Source organism: Coprococcus sp. AF16-5, from assembly GCF_003479365.1.
In the GTDB taxonomy this organism is placed as follows: domain Bacteria; phylum Bacillota; class Clostridia; order Lachnospirales; family Lachnospiraceae; genus Coprococcus; species Coprococcus aceti.
This window is the reverse complement of sequence record NZ_QUGZ01000006.1, coordinates 75,682-90,425: the sequence shown is the minus strand read 5'-3', so window position 1 is coordinate 90,425 and position 14,744 is coordinate 75,682. Positions and strand designations below refer to the sequence as shown.

General features: G+C 46.4%; 12 protein-coding genes. 1 reads left to right on the top strand and 11 read right to left on the bottom strand.

Features of this window, described 5'->3' with window-relative positions; translation table 11 throughout:
* Positions 1–372 precede the first annotated feature (372 nt).
* Complete coding sequence (locus DWW70_RS13115) at positions 373–1,311, top strand: hypothetical protein (protein WP_118650014.1); 939 nt, start codon at positions 373–375, stop codon at positions 1,309–1,311.
* A 96-nt stretch (positions 1,312–1,407) separates the two neighbouring features.
* Here the strand turns inward: DWW70_RS13115 and DWW70_RS13110 are convergent, their stop codons facing one another.
* The 11 genes from DWW70_RS13110 to DWW70_RS13060 form a co-directional block, all read right to left on the bottom strand.
* Positions 1,408–3,048, bottom strand: a complete 1,641-nt coding sequence (locus DWW70_RS13110) for a sulfate adenylyltransferase subunit 1 (protein WP_118650013.1) — start codon at positions 3,046–3,048, stop codon at positions 1,408–1,410.
* Position 3,049: 1 nt separating this feature from the next.
* Positions 3,050–3,949 (bottom strand): sulfate adenylyltransferase subunit CysD, encoded by a 900-nt coding sequence (gene cysD, locus DWW70_RS13105; RefSeq protein WP_015534724.1) that lies wholly within the window; start codon positions 3,947–3,949, stop codon positions 3,050–3,052.
* A 29-nt stretch (positions 3,950–3,978) separates the two neighbouring features.
* A complete protein-coding gene (locus tag DWW70_RS13100; RefSeq protein ID WP_118650012.1) occupies positions 3,979–4,293 on the bottom strand; it encodes a 4Fe-4S dicluster domain-containing protein in 315 nt (104 codons plus the stop codon).
* On the bottom strand, positions 4,274–6,052 hold the full coding sequence (locus DWW70_RS13095; protein ID WP_118650011.1) for an adenylyl-sulfate reductase subunit alpha: 1,779 nt from the start codon (positions 6,050–6,052) through the stop codon (positions 4,274–4,276). Before DWW70_RS13095 ends, DWW70_RS13100 begins: the two co-directional genes overlap by 20 nt.
* A 25-nt stretch (positions 6,053–6,077) precedes the next feature.
* Positions 6,078–7,139, bottom strand: coding sequence for an ABC transporter ATP-binding protein (locus DWW70_RS13090; RefSeq protein ID WP_015534721.1), 1,062 nt, complete (start codon positions 7,137–7,139; stop codon positions 6,078–6,080).
* Between the two features lie 172 nt (positions 7,140–7,311).
* Positions 7,312–8,184 (bottom strand): sulfate ABC transporter permease, encoded by an 873-nt coding sequence (locus DWW70_RS13085; protein ID WP_004851742.1) that lies wholly within the window; start codon positions 8,182–8,184, stop codon positions 7,312–7,314.
* A 22-nt stretch (positions 8,185–8,206) separates the two neighbouring features.
* On the bottom strand, positions 8,207–9,076 hold the full coding sequence (cysT, locus tag DWW70_RS13080; protein ID WP_118650010.1) for a sulfate ABC transporter permease subunit CysT: 870 nt from the start codon (positions 9,074–9,076) through the stop codon (positions 8,207–8,209).
* An 18-nt stretch (positions 9,077–9,094) separates the two neighbouring features.
* Complete coding sequence (locus DWW70_RS13075; protein ID WP_118650009.1) at positions 9,095–10,105, bottom strand: sulfate ABC transporter substrate-binding protein; 1,011 nt, start codon at positions 10,103–10,105, stop codon at positions 9,095–9,097.
* A 240-nt stretch (positions 10,106–10,345) separates the two neighbouring features.
* Complete coding sequence (gene cysK / locus DWW70_RS13070) at positions 10,346–11,278, bottom strand: cysteine synthase A (RefSeq protein ID WP_118650008.1); 933 nt, start codon at positions 11,276–11,278, stop codon at positions 10,346–10,348.
* Positions 11,279–11,377: 99 nt separating this feature from the next.
* The gene (locus DWW70_RS13065; RefSeq protein WP_118650007.1) at positions 11,378–12,001 is read right to left on the bottom strand and encodes a GDSL-type esterase/lipase family protein; all 624 of its coding nucleotides are present in this window, start codon (positions 11,999–12,001) and stop codon (positions 11,378–11,380) included.
* A 225-nt stretch (positions 12,002–12,226) separates the two neighbouring features.
* Positions 12,227–14,701: an Ig-like domain-containing protein gene (locus tag DWW70_RS13060; RefSeq protein ID WP_118650006.1), complete on the bottom strand. Its 2,475-nt coding sequence runs from the start codon at positions 14,699–14,701 to the stop codon at positions 12,227–12,229.
* Between the last annotated feature and the right edge of the window lie 43 nt (positions 14,702–14,744).

The window sequence follows — 14,744 nt, the reverse complement described above, 5'->3', positions numbered from 1 at the left end:
CTGTCATTATTGCAAAAAATCCCATTCACTCATAACGAATGAATGGGATAGGTTCGGCATACGCACGAATGCGCAGCCTTGTCACATTAACCTTTTTATTCTTGGTATGTTATAATAGTTATTATGACATATATTATTATAATCTAACATAGAGCACCATGTCAATCAAAGAAAACCAAACAAAACAGGAGCAAAACATATTCCCTCGTCTACTATACAAATAGTAAAATCACCTCCCATTTCCCCCTTATTTTTCCACTCACAGCGTCACTCTGCGCTTTATAAACGCATTTGTCAAAACCTATTGACACAGCGATTTGAATGGTCTAAAGTGTGCCTACCGGCCGGATAAAATACTAAGGAGGAACACTCTTGCCAACAACAAGAAAACTTTATGACAGCATCTTCAAGAAGATTCTCACGCTGTCCTCGAAAGCTGTGATCAACATGATTAACGGCCTGTTCAACATGTTTTACGATCCGGAAAACTCAACAGTATCTTATCACTGGACTGAAAATGTTCACGATAATCAGAATTCTATGACCACAACTCTGGCCGACACCATACTCGTAATCAACAATTCCGATGCGTATCATTTGGAAGCGCAGATGAAAAAGGATGATTCTATTGTATTCCGTGTATTTTCATATGGAGCGGGATATGCAGATCAGACTAAGGAGATACTGCAGGACGAAGAGGGCTGTCAGGTATATCGAATTCATTTTCCTGAACCCTGTGTGATATATCTGAGCAATGTACCAAAATCAGTACCTGATACATATTCGTTGCAGGTGGGATTCGGGCATACCCAGAACATAACCTATAACGTCCCTGTTACAAAACTCACGTCCTGCTCCGTAAAGGAAATAAACAACAGGAAAATGATCATCCTGATTCCATTCTACATTCTGAAACTCCGCGAAAAGCTGAGGAATAAGAAAGCACGTACACCAGAGAATATAGCCTCATTGAAAAGCCTCATCAAAACAGATATAATGGGTAGCATAGACAAGAACGTGGAACTTGGGAATATAACAGCTGAGGATGGAGCACAACTATACAGATTTACTCAGATGCTTTATACTCGCCTATATTCCCAGTTTGAAGAGACCGAGGAGGTTACGGATATGGTGGAACAGTCGATTATTACATTTGTGGATGTTTTTCGGGAAGAGAAAGCCAGGATGGAAAAACGTATGGCTGAGATGGATAAGGAGATTGCCGACAAAGACAAGAAGCTCGCCGACAAGGACAACGAGCTTGCCGAATTAAGGGCAGAAATAGCCAGACTTAAAGGTTCTGACAAATAAATATTTCATATTACTACTTTCTATACAAAAGCGAAGGACGAAGGCATAAAACACCTCCGTCCTTCGCTTTATTATTATATTACTACGTGATCTTTTTTAGATGTAATTTCCATCGTGAACCTGGGCTGCATCGTATACAGACTCCTTGCGGATCTCGTCTGCTATCTCGTCTGCGTCAAGCTCGCCGTCAGCATTCCAGTCGCCATTGTAAACCTCGGCGCCCTCTACCTTGATTCCTGCGATCTGCTGCTCGCTTGCGAAGAGAAGTACGATGATTCCTGCGTGGTGAAGATGCTTTAATACAGCATTTACATCCTCGCGGATATCTGGAGCGTACAGATATGTATGACGTCCGTCGATGCTGAGCTTCTTCTCTACCGACTCAACAAAATCTCTTGTGACATTGCCTGCAGCAAATGGAACTATGACAGCCTTCTGTCCCTTGATTGCTGCACGCACATTTCTATCCACGCGTCCCTCATAGAGTCCGGTCTCCTCAGTGTGAACCTCCTCGACAACACCGCAGGCGCTTGTCATGTCTGTTACACGGTCGATGAGTATGAGCTCTCCAAGAGTCTTGTGCTTCTTGAACTCGTCAACCACGATCCTGTCGGCAAATGCGATCCTGCAGACTGCGATACCATTCTTTGCAAGAGTGTCCGCTGATTTCTGCTCACCTGTATTTACATCTATGGTGTAATCAATGTGTGTAACTGTACCAGGGATCATCTTTGTTCCGAGCTTCACAAAGAAGTTCTTGCCATTGTACAGCTCATCGTCATCCATCCAGAGGAGTGTTGCGGTGATCGAAGATGCAATCTTTGCGCCTGAATCAACTGTGAGCACACATCCTCTTGACACATCAACCTCACGGTCAAGCTGTATTGTTACAGGCTGTCCCTTCTGTGCTGAATCCACTGTGTCAAATCCCACATGGATGCTCTTGACCTTTGCAGTCTCGTTGCTTGGGAGTGTGTTGATCTCGTCTCCGACGTGGATCTCTCCGTCCTCGATCTGACCCTGGAAACCTCTGAAGGTGTGGTCTGGGCGGCATACTCTCTGAACAGGCATATAGAATCCTGCCTCTGTGTTATCCTCCGCGATGTCTATGTCCTCAAGGTATGTGAGGAGTGCTGGTCCCTCATACCAAGGAATGTTCTCTGACTTCTTTGTCACGTTATCACCCTCTGTAGCTGACACTGGGATGATCGTGATATTTGGCAGGCTGAGCTCTGCTGACAGCTCATTTATCTGCTCTACGATCTCATTGAAACGCTTCTCATCGTAACCGACAAGGTCCATCTTATTTACCGCAAATACAAAGTATCTGATTCCCATCAGTGCGCAGATCCTTGCATGTCTTCTGGTCTGCACGAGCACGCCCTGCTTTGCATCGATGAGGATGACTGCCAGATCGGCAAATGATGCGCCAACCGCCATGTTCCTTGTGTACTCCTCATGGCCCGGTGTATCTGCCACGATGAAGCTTCTCTTGTCTGTTGTAAAATATCTGTATGCAACGTCGATGGTGATACCCTGCTCACGCTCTGCCATCAGTCCGTCAAGAAGAAGTGAATAGTCGATGGCACCGCCACGGCTTCCTACCTTGGAATCAAGCTCCAGAGCCTTCTCCTGATCTGCATATAAAAGCTTTGAATCGTATAATATATGTCCTATAAGTGTTGACTTTCCGTCATCTACACTTCCGCATGTTATAAATTTAAGTAATCCGCTCATCTTAGAAGTATCCCTCCCTCTTTCTACGCTCCATGCTGCCTGCTGCCTCGTTGTCAATAACTCTGGTGGTTCTCTCTGAGGATACCGCACTGAGCGTCTCCTCGATAATCTCAGGGAGTGTGTCCGCTGTGGACTCCACGCCGCCTGTCAGTGGATAGCATCCGAGAGTTCTGAAACGAACACTCTTCATCTCTATCTTCTCACCAGGTCTGAGTTTCATTCTGTCATCATCGACCATGATGATATTGCCGTCACGGTATACAACAGGTCTCTCCTTTGCAAAGTACAGTGATGGAATCTCTATGTTCTCACGCTCTATGTACTCCCATATATCAGCCTCTGTCCAGTTGGAAAGTGGGAATACTCTGACCTCCTCGCCCTTCTGGATCTTGGTGTTGAACAGCTTCCACATCTCCGGTCTCTGGTTCTTTGGATCCCAGGCATGCTGAGCATTTCTGAAAGAGAGAATCCTCTCCTTCGCACGAGACTTCTCCTCGTCTCTGCGTCCGCCGCCAAATGCTGCTGTGAAACCGTATTTGTCAAGAGCCTGCTTGAGCGCCTGTGTCTTCATGATATCTGTGTATGCTGAGCCGTGGTCAAATGGGTTGATGCCCTTCTTGACACCCTCCTCGTTGATGTACTCGATCATGTCCAGTCCATATTTCTTCGCTGTCTTGTCTCTGAACTCGATCATTTCCTTGAACTTCCATGTTGTATTTACATGTAAAAATGGAAATGGCGGCTTCTCAGGATAGAATGCCTTGAGTGCCAGATGAAGCATTACCGAGCTGTCCTTTCCTATGGAGTAAAGCATAACAGGCTTCTCACACTCCGCAGCAACTTCGCGGATGATGTATATCGCCTCTGCCTCCAGTTCGTCAAGATGTGATAATGTACCCATATCTATACCAACCTTTCTTCTTTTATCTTTTAATATTTATTTGCTTCTTTCTTATCTATCACGATCTGGTCTGTGGTGCCATCCATCTTGCGGATATTCCACAGAAGCAGATCTCCCTTGTTCTCCACCGACATCCGGCTTCCCATTCCGCCGATGTCAGCTCCGAGATACAGTGAGATGGCGTCAAATGCACACTCCTTGATACAGGATGAGCATCCCCAGCAATCCTTTGGGTATTTCATGAATATCTGTCCATCCTCATCTCTCTTTATGAGGGAACCCGGGCAGACATTTGCACATTTGCCGCAGTTTTTGCAAAGCTCTTTATTTATCACTATGCTCATATACATCCCCCTTTCCTTGGAACATCAGCCCATTTGAAGTCGCCTTCGGCGAGGGGCTGACGCTGCATGCCATATTCCCTGCGGGAACCTGACACAAATTAACCAGGTCTCTGTGTATCATCTTAAGCTCGCCGTCCACCATCTTGGAGTTGACAAACATCTCCCAGTCTTTACTCTTCTCCGGGTAGTCCAGGTTCTCAGCAAAGCTGTGCCATCTCGTCTCCTTCCTGTCCTTCAGGTGTGCGATTACGGAGAGTGCAACTGTGAGTCTCTCCTTCACCTCATACACAAACATGAGCTCGTGCATGTCGTGGGCACTTATGTGCCATACAAGTTTCTGGAGCTGCTCTATCTTCTCCTTTGCCAGCTCAAGCTGCTTCTCGTTGAACTGGTAGTGGGTGGATATTCCTCCGGCGTAGTTGTCCATGACCTTTTGCATGGCCTCCTCTATCGCCTCGTATGTGAACATCTTCTCGTCAGTGTCGAGGAAATGGTCATACTCTTCTATCTTTCTGTCAAATGCAGCCTCCTCGTCAAGCTCAGGATCAAGGTATCCCTCGTCAAGCTGCTTTACCATGGCAATGGCTGCTATCTCTCCCTCAACCATCGCACCGGTCACATACTTCTGTGGACATCCGCCCGCCACATCTCCGGCTGCGAACAGTCCGCGTATTGTGGACTCTCTGTCGTTGTCCACCCAGTAACCGCTTGCGGTGTGACCGCCGACTATATAAGGCTCTGTGCCCTCTATCTCCACATTCTGCTCACTCGGATTCTTGCCGGACTCAAGCCATTTGAGAGTCTGGCTCGGAGCCATGTTGAGGTATGCCCTCTTCAATGAGTCATCCTGCTCAGGGGTGATGCCCTCTGTTCTCAGGTAACATGGACCTCTTCCTTCTATATTCTCCCTCACCGTTCCATACACTCTCTGGGATGTGGTGAGTCCGTATTTGTTCTCGTATATCTCGCCGAGTGAATTGACCTGCTTGGCACCGACACCCTGGGCTATAGTTCCAGTTGGGGCTATGGTGTCCTTACATCTGAGTGCTATAAATCTCATCTCAAATGTGGTCATCTCCGCTCCGGCATTTATTCCCATTGCGTATCCCGCTCCGGTGTTGAACGGCGGGTACCACATCTTATGTCTTGAAAATCCCGGATTGTTCGGTCTGTAAAGTCCCGCCGCACCGCCTGTAGCACAGAGCACCTTCTTCGCCCTGATCTCATAGGCTGTGTCATCCTCTATGGAGAATCCAAATGCCCCGAAGATCTGATTGTCCTCCACAATATAGTCCGTGATGTTGACTCTGTTCAGTATCTGACAGTTGTCAAGCTCCTCCACCGCCTTTGCCAGCAGCGGCTTCATGTTCTCGCCATTTATCTTGATATTTCTGTTGCCTCTTGCAACATACTCACCATTCTCATCCTTTAAGATTACCAGCCCCAGCTTCTCCATCTTGTCTGTGACACGGTTCAGCCCCTGTGACATTGAAAGCAGAAGATCTTCTCTGACAATTCCGTCAGCATCTGTCCTGCAGTAATCCACATAGTCCTCAGGCTTTCTGCCCTTCACTATGTATGCGTTGATGGCGTTCACACCCGCCGCCAAACATCCACTTCTCTTTATGTTCGCCTTCTCGGCGATGATGATGGAATAATCAGAATGCTCTCTGACAGTCAGCGCTGCATAGCAGCCCGCCGTACCACCACCGATTATCAAAATGTCCGTATGAAGTATTTTCCTGTTTGCAATACCCATATTTTCTCTCCAATCACTTTTATAATTAGATGTAGAATACATCGTTATCCTGCATTGCCTTGTTCTCCAGCAGATATGTCTGATTCTCATCAAATACATACAGCCTGTAGATGAGAACGTGGACCTGCTCCCCCGGCTTTACGACATCCTTCTCCATGGATCTCTCGGCGACGATCTCCACTCCATTGACATCCACCGTGACGTCCAGATGGCTTCCGCGGAACAGCACATCCTTGACTATCCCCGACTCCGCCGCACTCTGGTACTGATCCAGCCTGCCGCTCTTGGATATCTTGACGAACTCCGGTCTGATGACTGCCTTGTCTGCTCCCGGCACTCTGTCAAAGCCCTTGAGCTTCTCGTAGTCCTCCACAACAGTTGACCTCCCGATGAACTGTGCCACAAACGGTGTGGACGGCGTCTTGTATATCTCCATCGGCGATCCCATCTGCTCTATCTGTCCGTGGTTGGTGATGATGATCTCATCCGCAACCTCCACAGCCTCATCCTGATCGTGAGTGACAAATATGCTCGTTATGCCAAGCTTTTCAACCATCTCCTTGAGCCAGGTTCTAAGCTCCGTCCTGACCTTTGCATCTATCGCGGCAAATGGCTCGTCCAGCAGCAACACCTGTGGATTCGGTGCCAGCGCCCTGGCAAATGCCACTCTCTGCCGTTGTCCGCCTGAGAGCTGATTCGGATATCTCTTCTCCATACCTGACAGCCCTGTAAGCTCCAGAAGCTCCATAACTCTCTTCTTGATCTCCTTCTTTGGAACCTTCATGAGTTCAAGTCCAAATGCCACATTGTCAAATACCGTCATGTAACGGAACAGTGCATAATTCTGGAATACAAATCCTATTCCTCTCTTTGCAGCTGGTATATCATTTACACGCCTGCCGTCTATGTATATGTCACCGGAATTTGGATTTTCAAGTCCGGCTATCATTCGGAGAAGTGTCGTCTTTCCGCTTCCCGACGGTCCCAGAAGCGCCACCAGCTTGCCCTTCTCCACACCAAAGCTGACATTGTTGGACGCCAGGAAATCTCCATATTTCTTATATATATTTTTCATCTCGACGTACATGTCGTCAGCCTCCTTTTTGTTCTCTTATTCTTCCGCACCTGATCTATCTCTCGAAACTCCTGCAAGCCATCCCATATGCAGACTATCTCACTTCGCCCTTATCGGATATCGCCCTTTTTCGGGTAGCGCCCCCTCGCCTCCGCTCAGCGGCAGGTCGTCACGCGCATGAGAGTTATGAACTTCGTTCATAAGCGCGTTTCCTCTTCGCTCTGTACTCAAGCAGATTTCTCAGGAACAATATGATGACCGCTATGATCACCAGTATGGATGATACAGCAAATGCTGCTGTGATGGATTCCTCCGTTCCCGACATGTACAGCGCATCGATCTCAAGTGGAAGTGTAAATGTCCCGCCCCTTGTCTTGGACAGTGCATTTACCGCACCGAACTCGCCGAGTGCTCTGGCGGTACAGAGAATAATTCCGTATATGAGTCCCCATTTCATCTGGGGAAGTGTTATCCTTCTGAATATCGTGAAGCCTTTCGCCCCCATGAGCGCCGCTGCCTCCTCCTCATCCTTGCCCTGGGCGTTCAGCACTGGGATAAGCTCCCTTGACACAAATGGGAATGTCACGAATATGGTAGCAAGCACAACGCCCGGAACTGCAAAAGTTATCCTGATATTTGTTCCCAGCATATCATTGATCCATCTGATCGCCGGATACGTCCATCCGAGTCTTCCAAATGTCATGAGGTAGGCAAGACCTACGATGACAGGTGATATGGAAAACGGAATGTCTATCAGTGTCGCCAGCACCTGCTTGCCTTTGAAGGAGAACTTCGTCAGCAGCCATGCCGCACATATTCCGAAAAATGTGTTTACCACCACAGCTATGACTGTGGCAATAAGTGTGACACCAAGTGCACTTATCACATACTCTGTTGTGATCGACTGAAGGTAGAACTTAAAGCCCTCCTTCAGCGCACTTGTTATCACCGATATAAGTGGAACAACAAGCATGAGCACTATGAAAAGCACCGTCACGGTTATCAGTATTATCTTTGTCCTGCGCTTGCCGCGCTGCAGCTTTTCCTGTTCGCTCATCGTGTTTCCTCCTTTTTCTAAATTAAAGTAAGTTAGTCCTTCTGGACTGTCTCAGCTGTACTATGTTGATCGCGAACAACAGTACAAATGATATTACCAGCATCACCAGTGCTATGGCTGTTGCGCTGGCATAGTCTATGTAGCTAAGCTTCTGCATGATCACGTATGATATGACCTGCGTCTGCTCCTTTGCGCTGTTGCCCGATATGTAGATGACACTGCCGTACTCTCCGATCCCTCTGGCAAATGCCAGTCCGAAGCCGGTCAGAAGTGCCGGTCTGAGCTCTGGAAGTATGACCTTGAAGAATGTTCTTCTCGGTGTGGCTCCCAACATGTAGGCCGCCTCCTCGTACTGATTATCCATCTTCTCAAGTATCGGCTGCACCGCCCTTATGACAAATGGTATTCCCACAAATACGAGGGCGATGGTAAGTCCGATCTTTGTGTATGCAACATCTATTCCAAGAGCCGCAAGCGGCTTTCCAAGGAATCCATCTTCACTGTACAATCTCGACAGTGTGATACCGGCAACCGCCGTTGGCAGACAGAATGGAAGCTCTATGAATCCGTCCAGTATCTTCTTGCCGGGAAAATCGTATTTGACCAGTGTCCACGCTATTATCAGGCCAAACACTGTATTGACTACCGCCGCTATGAACGAATAGCTGATGCTGGTCTTAAATGCATTCAGCACATTCTTCTTCAGAAGCAGATGCCAGAACTCACTCGGCGAAAGCTTCAGCGACGACACCAGAACCGATGCCAAAGGGATCAGAACTATCAACGACAGCATGGCAATGACTATTCCAAGCGTCAGATGATATCCCGGGATAACTCTGGTCTTCTTTGCGTTATTAAGTTTATCCTTCTTGCCATTTTCCTCTGCTGCCATCTCGTCTTCCAATCCATTTTAATAATCGTAAATTTCATCAAACTTTGCTCCGTCGTCGAAGAAATCCTCATAGGCTTTGTTCCAGCCTCCGAAATCATCTATGGTCCACTGCTTGATGTCCAGATCAAATACGTCTGCATACTCTGCAAGTATCTTCTCATTTGTCGGGCGATAGCCGCTCTCAGCCTCAAGCCTCTGAGCGTCATCGCTGTACAGGTACTTCAGATACTCTGTGCTGACCTCCTCTGTTCCACCCAGCTTTGCGTTGTCATCGACAACCGCCACACTCGGCTGAGCCAGTATACTCACTGACGGATTAACTATCTCGTAATCCTCCGGGTATTCCTTCAGGGTTGCTATCGCCTCATTCTCCCAGGCAATCAGCACATCACCCTTGCCATTCTCCACAAATGTGGTCGTCGAACCTCTGGCTCCTGAATCCATGACCGACACATTCTGATAAAGCTTCTTCATGAACTGCCATATATCATTTTCATCACTGTACGTCTCCCTCGCATACGCAAGTGCCGCAAGGAAATTCCAACAGGCACCACCGCTGCTCTTCGGATCAGGTGTTATGACTTCCACATCGTCCTTCACCAGATCGTTCCAGTCCTGTATGTTCTTGTCATTTCCCTTTCTAACCAGAAAGACGATTGTGGATGTATACGGCGCCGAATCCTTGTCAAATTCATCTATCCAGCCTGAATCTATCAGACCATTTGCTGATATGAGGTCAATGTCATGCTCAAGTGCCAATGTGACAACATCTGCATTACAGCCCTCCACCACCGACCTCGCCTGTGAGCCGGAGCCTCCATGAGACTGGATGACCTTGATGTCCTGTCCGTACTGCTCTTTGTAATACTGTTCGAACATGTCGTTGTATCTCTCATACAGCTCCCTCGTCGGGTCATACGAAACATTTGTAATTGTGATAACATCGTCCTTCCTCCCGCCACAGCCGGCAGCACCTATCGCCAGCACCGCCGCCATGGACAGAAGCAATACTCTTTTCACCAATCTCATTATCTTTATCTCCTAAATAAAGTCCACCGTCAGCTTTCACACTCTGCGGCTCCTCAACAACATTCATATGTGATTCAAATTTTGTATACCAAGTAGGGACATACGAAGCCGCCGGTCCTTAGGTGGCGCCTTAAGCGGCACCTTAGTACCGCTGCAGGCTGAGTTGAGCGGAAGCGATCCCAGCTTGGTATACAAATTCTTGAATCGCATTCGACACATTTACGAAGCCGCAGATGTGAATTACAGGTTAAACAGTGATGTTGAGAGGTATCTCTCTCCTGTATCCGGGAAAAGAACCACAATAGTCTTGCCCTCGTACTCAGGTCTCTTTGCAAGCTCAGTTGCCGCATAGAGTGCCGCACCTGCGGATATTCCAACCAGAACACCATCTGTCTTTGCAATCTTTCTCGCCGTGTCAAATGCGTCATCGTTCTGGATCCTGATGATCTCATCCACGATGCTCAGATCCATAACGCCCGGTACGAATCCGGCTCCGATTCCCTGGATCTTGTGTGGGCCAGGTGCTCCGCCTGAGAGAACCGGTGAATCAGCAGGCTCAACTGCAATCAGCTTGACATTTGGATTGTGCTCCTTGAGTCCGCTTCCTGTTCCTGTAGCTGTTCCGCCTGTTCCTACTGCTGATACAAATGCATCAACCTTTCCGTCTGTATCTCTCCAGATCTCCTCCGCCGTTGTCTTCTTGTGGATAGCAGGATTTGCCTTGTTCTCAAACTGCTGTGGGATGAATGCATTGCCGTACTGCTCTTTGAGCTCATTTGCCTTGGCGATGGCTCCCTTCATTCCCTCTCTGCCCGGTGTTAACACGATCTCAGCACCGAGAGCTGACACGATCTTTCTACGCTCAACGCTCATGGTGTCCGGCATGGTGAGTATCAGGTGAAGGCCCTTTGCTGCTGATACAAATGCAAGTCCGATTCCTGTATTGCCTGATGTAGGCTCGATGATGACTGTCTCCTGATTGATGAGGCCATCCTTTATTCCCTGCTCGACCATGGCTGCTGCCACACGATCCTTAACTGAGCCAAGCGGGTTGAAATACTCAAGCTTTGCAACGATGTGTGCCTTGAGTCCAAGCTCCTTCTCATAATTTGTGAGCTCCAGAAGTGGAGTGTTTCCTATAAGTTCTGTTAACTGTGATGCTATCTTTGCCATGATTTTGTTTCCTTTCTTTTTTTACTTTTTTCAAGTCTCTATGTTCTTTCTTGATTCTTTACTATCTTTATATACTGTACATTATTTTCTATATAATTCTTAACAGGCCATCTGATAAATCTTTTCCTCTATCGCTCCTGCCAGTGCTGCATGGCCCTCAGGATTCATGTGTTCCTGATCTGCCTCGCTGCTGTCCGCCACGGATGATGCCGCCAGAAATTCCACGCCGAACTCATCAGCTATCTTCTTATAAACATCCGTGAGTTTCCTTGACACCTCAACGGATTCCGGTGAAAACTCAGGATCAAATTCATCCTTCCACACCTGCTCGCCCAAATGTATCGGCGATACGAGAAGTATCCTGCTGTCCGCTGAATACTGTTTTGCCTGAATGAGCAGTCTCCGTATTCCCTTGCCTATCACATCCGGCGATGCCGAGAACACTGTCTTACAGTCATTTGTTCCAAGCATGATCACTATATTCTCCGGTTTGTGTGTCTCCAGCAGAGTAGGGAACAGCGACACGCCCTTTCTTCCCTGTCTCAGTGGATCCTCGAACACTGTTGTTCTTCCACAGAGACCTTCCTCTATGATCCTTATATCTTTATTTGCCAGCTTCTGCTGCAATATACTGGTCCATCTGATCCCCCAGGGAAATCTCTCTCCATTCTCAGGATTGTATCCCCATGTATTGGAATCTCCAAAGCACAACACCTGTTGCATCTGTCCACCTCCTTATCCACATATATCCTATCTGATATGTAGTAATTATCTGTCGACATGTTGGAGTATACAACTTATTTCCTACTATGTCAATAGGGATTATGTGCTTTTGAACACAAAAAGGGCCGTCGCCCAACTTATCCATAAGTCAGGCGGCAGCCCAGTCATATTTTTTTAACTAAATTGTTCGTCCAATCAAAGAGATGTTCTATCCTAAAACGACTATTACTTACTTGAATTTGGATCAGTAGTCGATATATATATATCACTTGAGTCTCTGGTTACGGATATATAATATGTCTTGCCCGCAACACAATTATAACTCATATAAAAATCATATGTATTTGTTGTCAGATTATGCTTATTATCATCCTTTTCAACCAGCTTCTTTTTATTCTCATCATACAAATGTCCATATGGATCACTTGTTGAAATTGAATAAAAGTAGTATGTGCCCGTAGTTTTTGGAACAAATTTGTAAAATCCATTTTCTTCTGCAAAAAATGAGCTTTTATCTCCTATCTCGATCACATCCTCAGACATTTTTGCTGTGACTGAAACTGCCTTTCTGTCTACCTTTGCAGTTATCACGCCTCGCTTACCCATTCCTTTGGCCTTAAGTGTATATGATGTTCCTGGGACAAGATAAACATACCCATTTGTACCGCATTGTCTGTCATATTCATCATACCATGCTCCGATATCATCAACCGAATACTTGGCATTGTCAGGATTTACAGTAAGTTTTAATACATCTGATACAAAGTTTCTGCCAGTCTCAGACTTGTCAAATTTCTGGTTATGCAGATATGTGCTGTCATCTCCTATGGATATTACCACTTCGTATGTACCAGGGAACAGATCCATCGAATATGAACCATAATTTCTTGATGTAACACCACTCCACGCAAGATAAGGAGTTGCTTTATCATGATTGTAGAACATGATCGATACCCCGTTCAGGTTATTTCCATTTATATCCTTGACATACCCCTCAACCTTGATCGCCTTTTTAGCATTTATCTCACAGTTAACTGTGGTGCTGATCTTCGTATCGTTGTCATCCGTTATCTTTACCTTCAGGTTATATGTTCCCTCCTGATAAATTTTTCCTGTGACCCTTCCTGTTATATCAACACTCAAGCCATAGTCATCCCCGTCTATGCTATAAGTGTATTTCCCTGAACCGCCTGCGACAGATGTAGGCTTCACACTTACTGAATAATATTTATTATCCGTGCCTATCATGCCGTATTGAGGTATATAATACGCCGCGATCACCGACGAACTGCTGACATTCCATGTGATTATGTATGTAACTATATCCCCCAGCTCATCAACAGACTTAATTGTTGTTTTCGTTGTTCCTGTCTTTCTCACTGTTCCACTGAAACTGATCGCGTTACTTCCATTCGTTTTTCTTGCATATTTCACACCATCAGGGAGCTTGTCTACAGTAATTTTACATATTCCTCTTGCGCGATCCACTGTAAATTCTCTGCTGAATGACTCATTCTGTTCAAGTTCATAAGTCATATAAACCCTTCTATTTGAATGATCCTTGGAATAATATGTCTCAATACTTGACTTACCTGTGCCATACAGTCCATCTACATAGACACAGACTCTCACATAATCGCTTAATGAGCATCCTCTTCTCAGCGCTATGGTGTAGGTTTTATTGTCCTTTGTCGTCACGCCGTCCAATGGAATGGTATAGTTATATGTTCCATTCAGTACCGTGCTCGCCTTTACAACAAAACTGGAAGCCGGAAGTTTCTGACTTCCCGATAATGTAACCTGCACAGTTTGTGGGTCACTGACAGTTGCAGATGCTATGGTGTTCGCTTTCGCAACTGTGACTTTGTATGTCGCCTTCTTACCTGTGCCATCTGTAGCCTTTGCTGTTATCACCGCTGTTCCTGCAGCAACCGCATATACTTTTCCTTCAGAATTTACCATGGCTACCTTATCATTTGAAGAACTCCATGCACATTTCTTATTGGTTGCATCTGACGGCTTTATAACTGGGCTGAGCTGCATCGTTTTGCCTACATACAGCCTTCCACTTATTTTGCTGAAGCTTAACGATGTTATTGATGCCTTCACCGTTACCCTGCAGACAGCCTTCTTGCCCGAGCCGTCAGCGGCCACTGCTGTGATTGTCGCTGTTCCGCCTTTTACCGCTCTGATTCTGCCTGTAGAGCTTACCTTCGCAATCTTGGAATTGCTGCTTTTCCAGATAACCTTCTTGTTGCTAGCTGTGTTTGGTCCTACTGTCGCCTTTATCACTGCTGACCCGCCCTTTTTAATTGTCAGCGCCGACTTGTTCACCTTAACTCTTGTGACAGGCTTACCGACTGTAACCTTCACTACCTTCTTAATTTTTGGATTTGATTTTAAAGATATAGTGATATTTGCGCGTCCACTTTTTTTAGCATTAAGCTTTCCTGCAGAAGACACTGTCACGATCTTTTTATTGCTTGTTGAGAATTTCAGATTGCCTGAAGTCGTATTTGTCTTCAGTGTAAATGTTTTCCCCGCCTTGAGTGTAAGAGTATTACTTGGAAGATTCTTCACCGCGATACTCTTGACGGTTGATGTGGCCGCCGCATTTGCCGGAATGCTGACACCTGTAAATGTCAATGCAAATGCAAGGATCACCGCAATGACCGCCATAAACCTGTTACTTCTTTTCATAAAGTTCCTCCTTTTTCCTTAAAACATAACCTTTCCTTTTTAA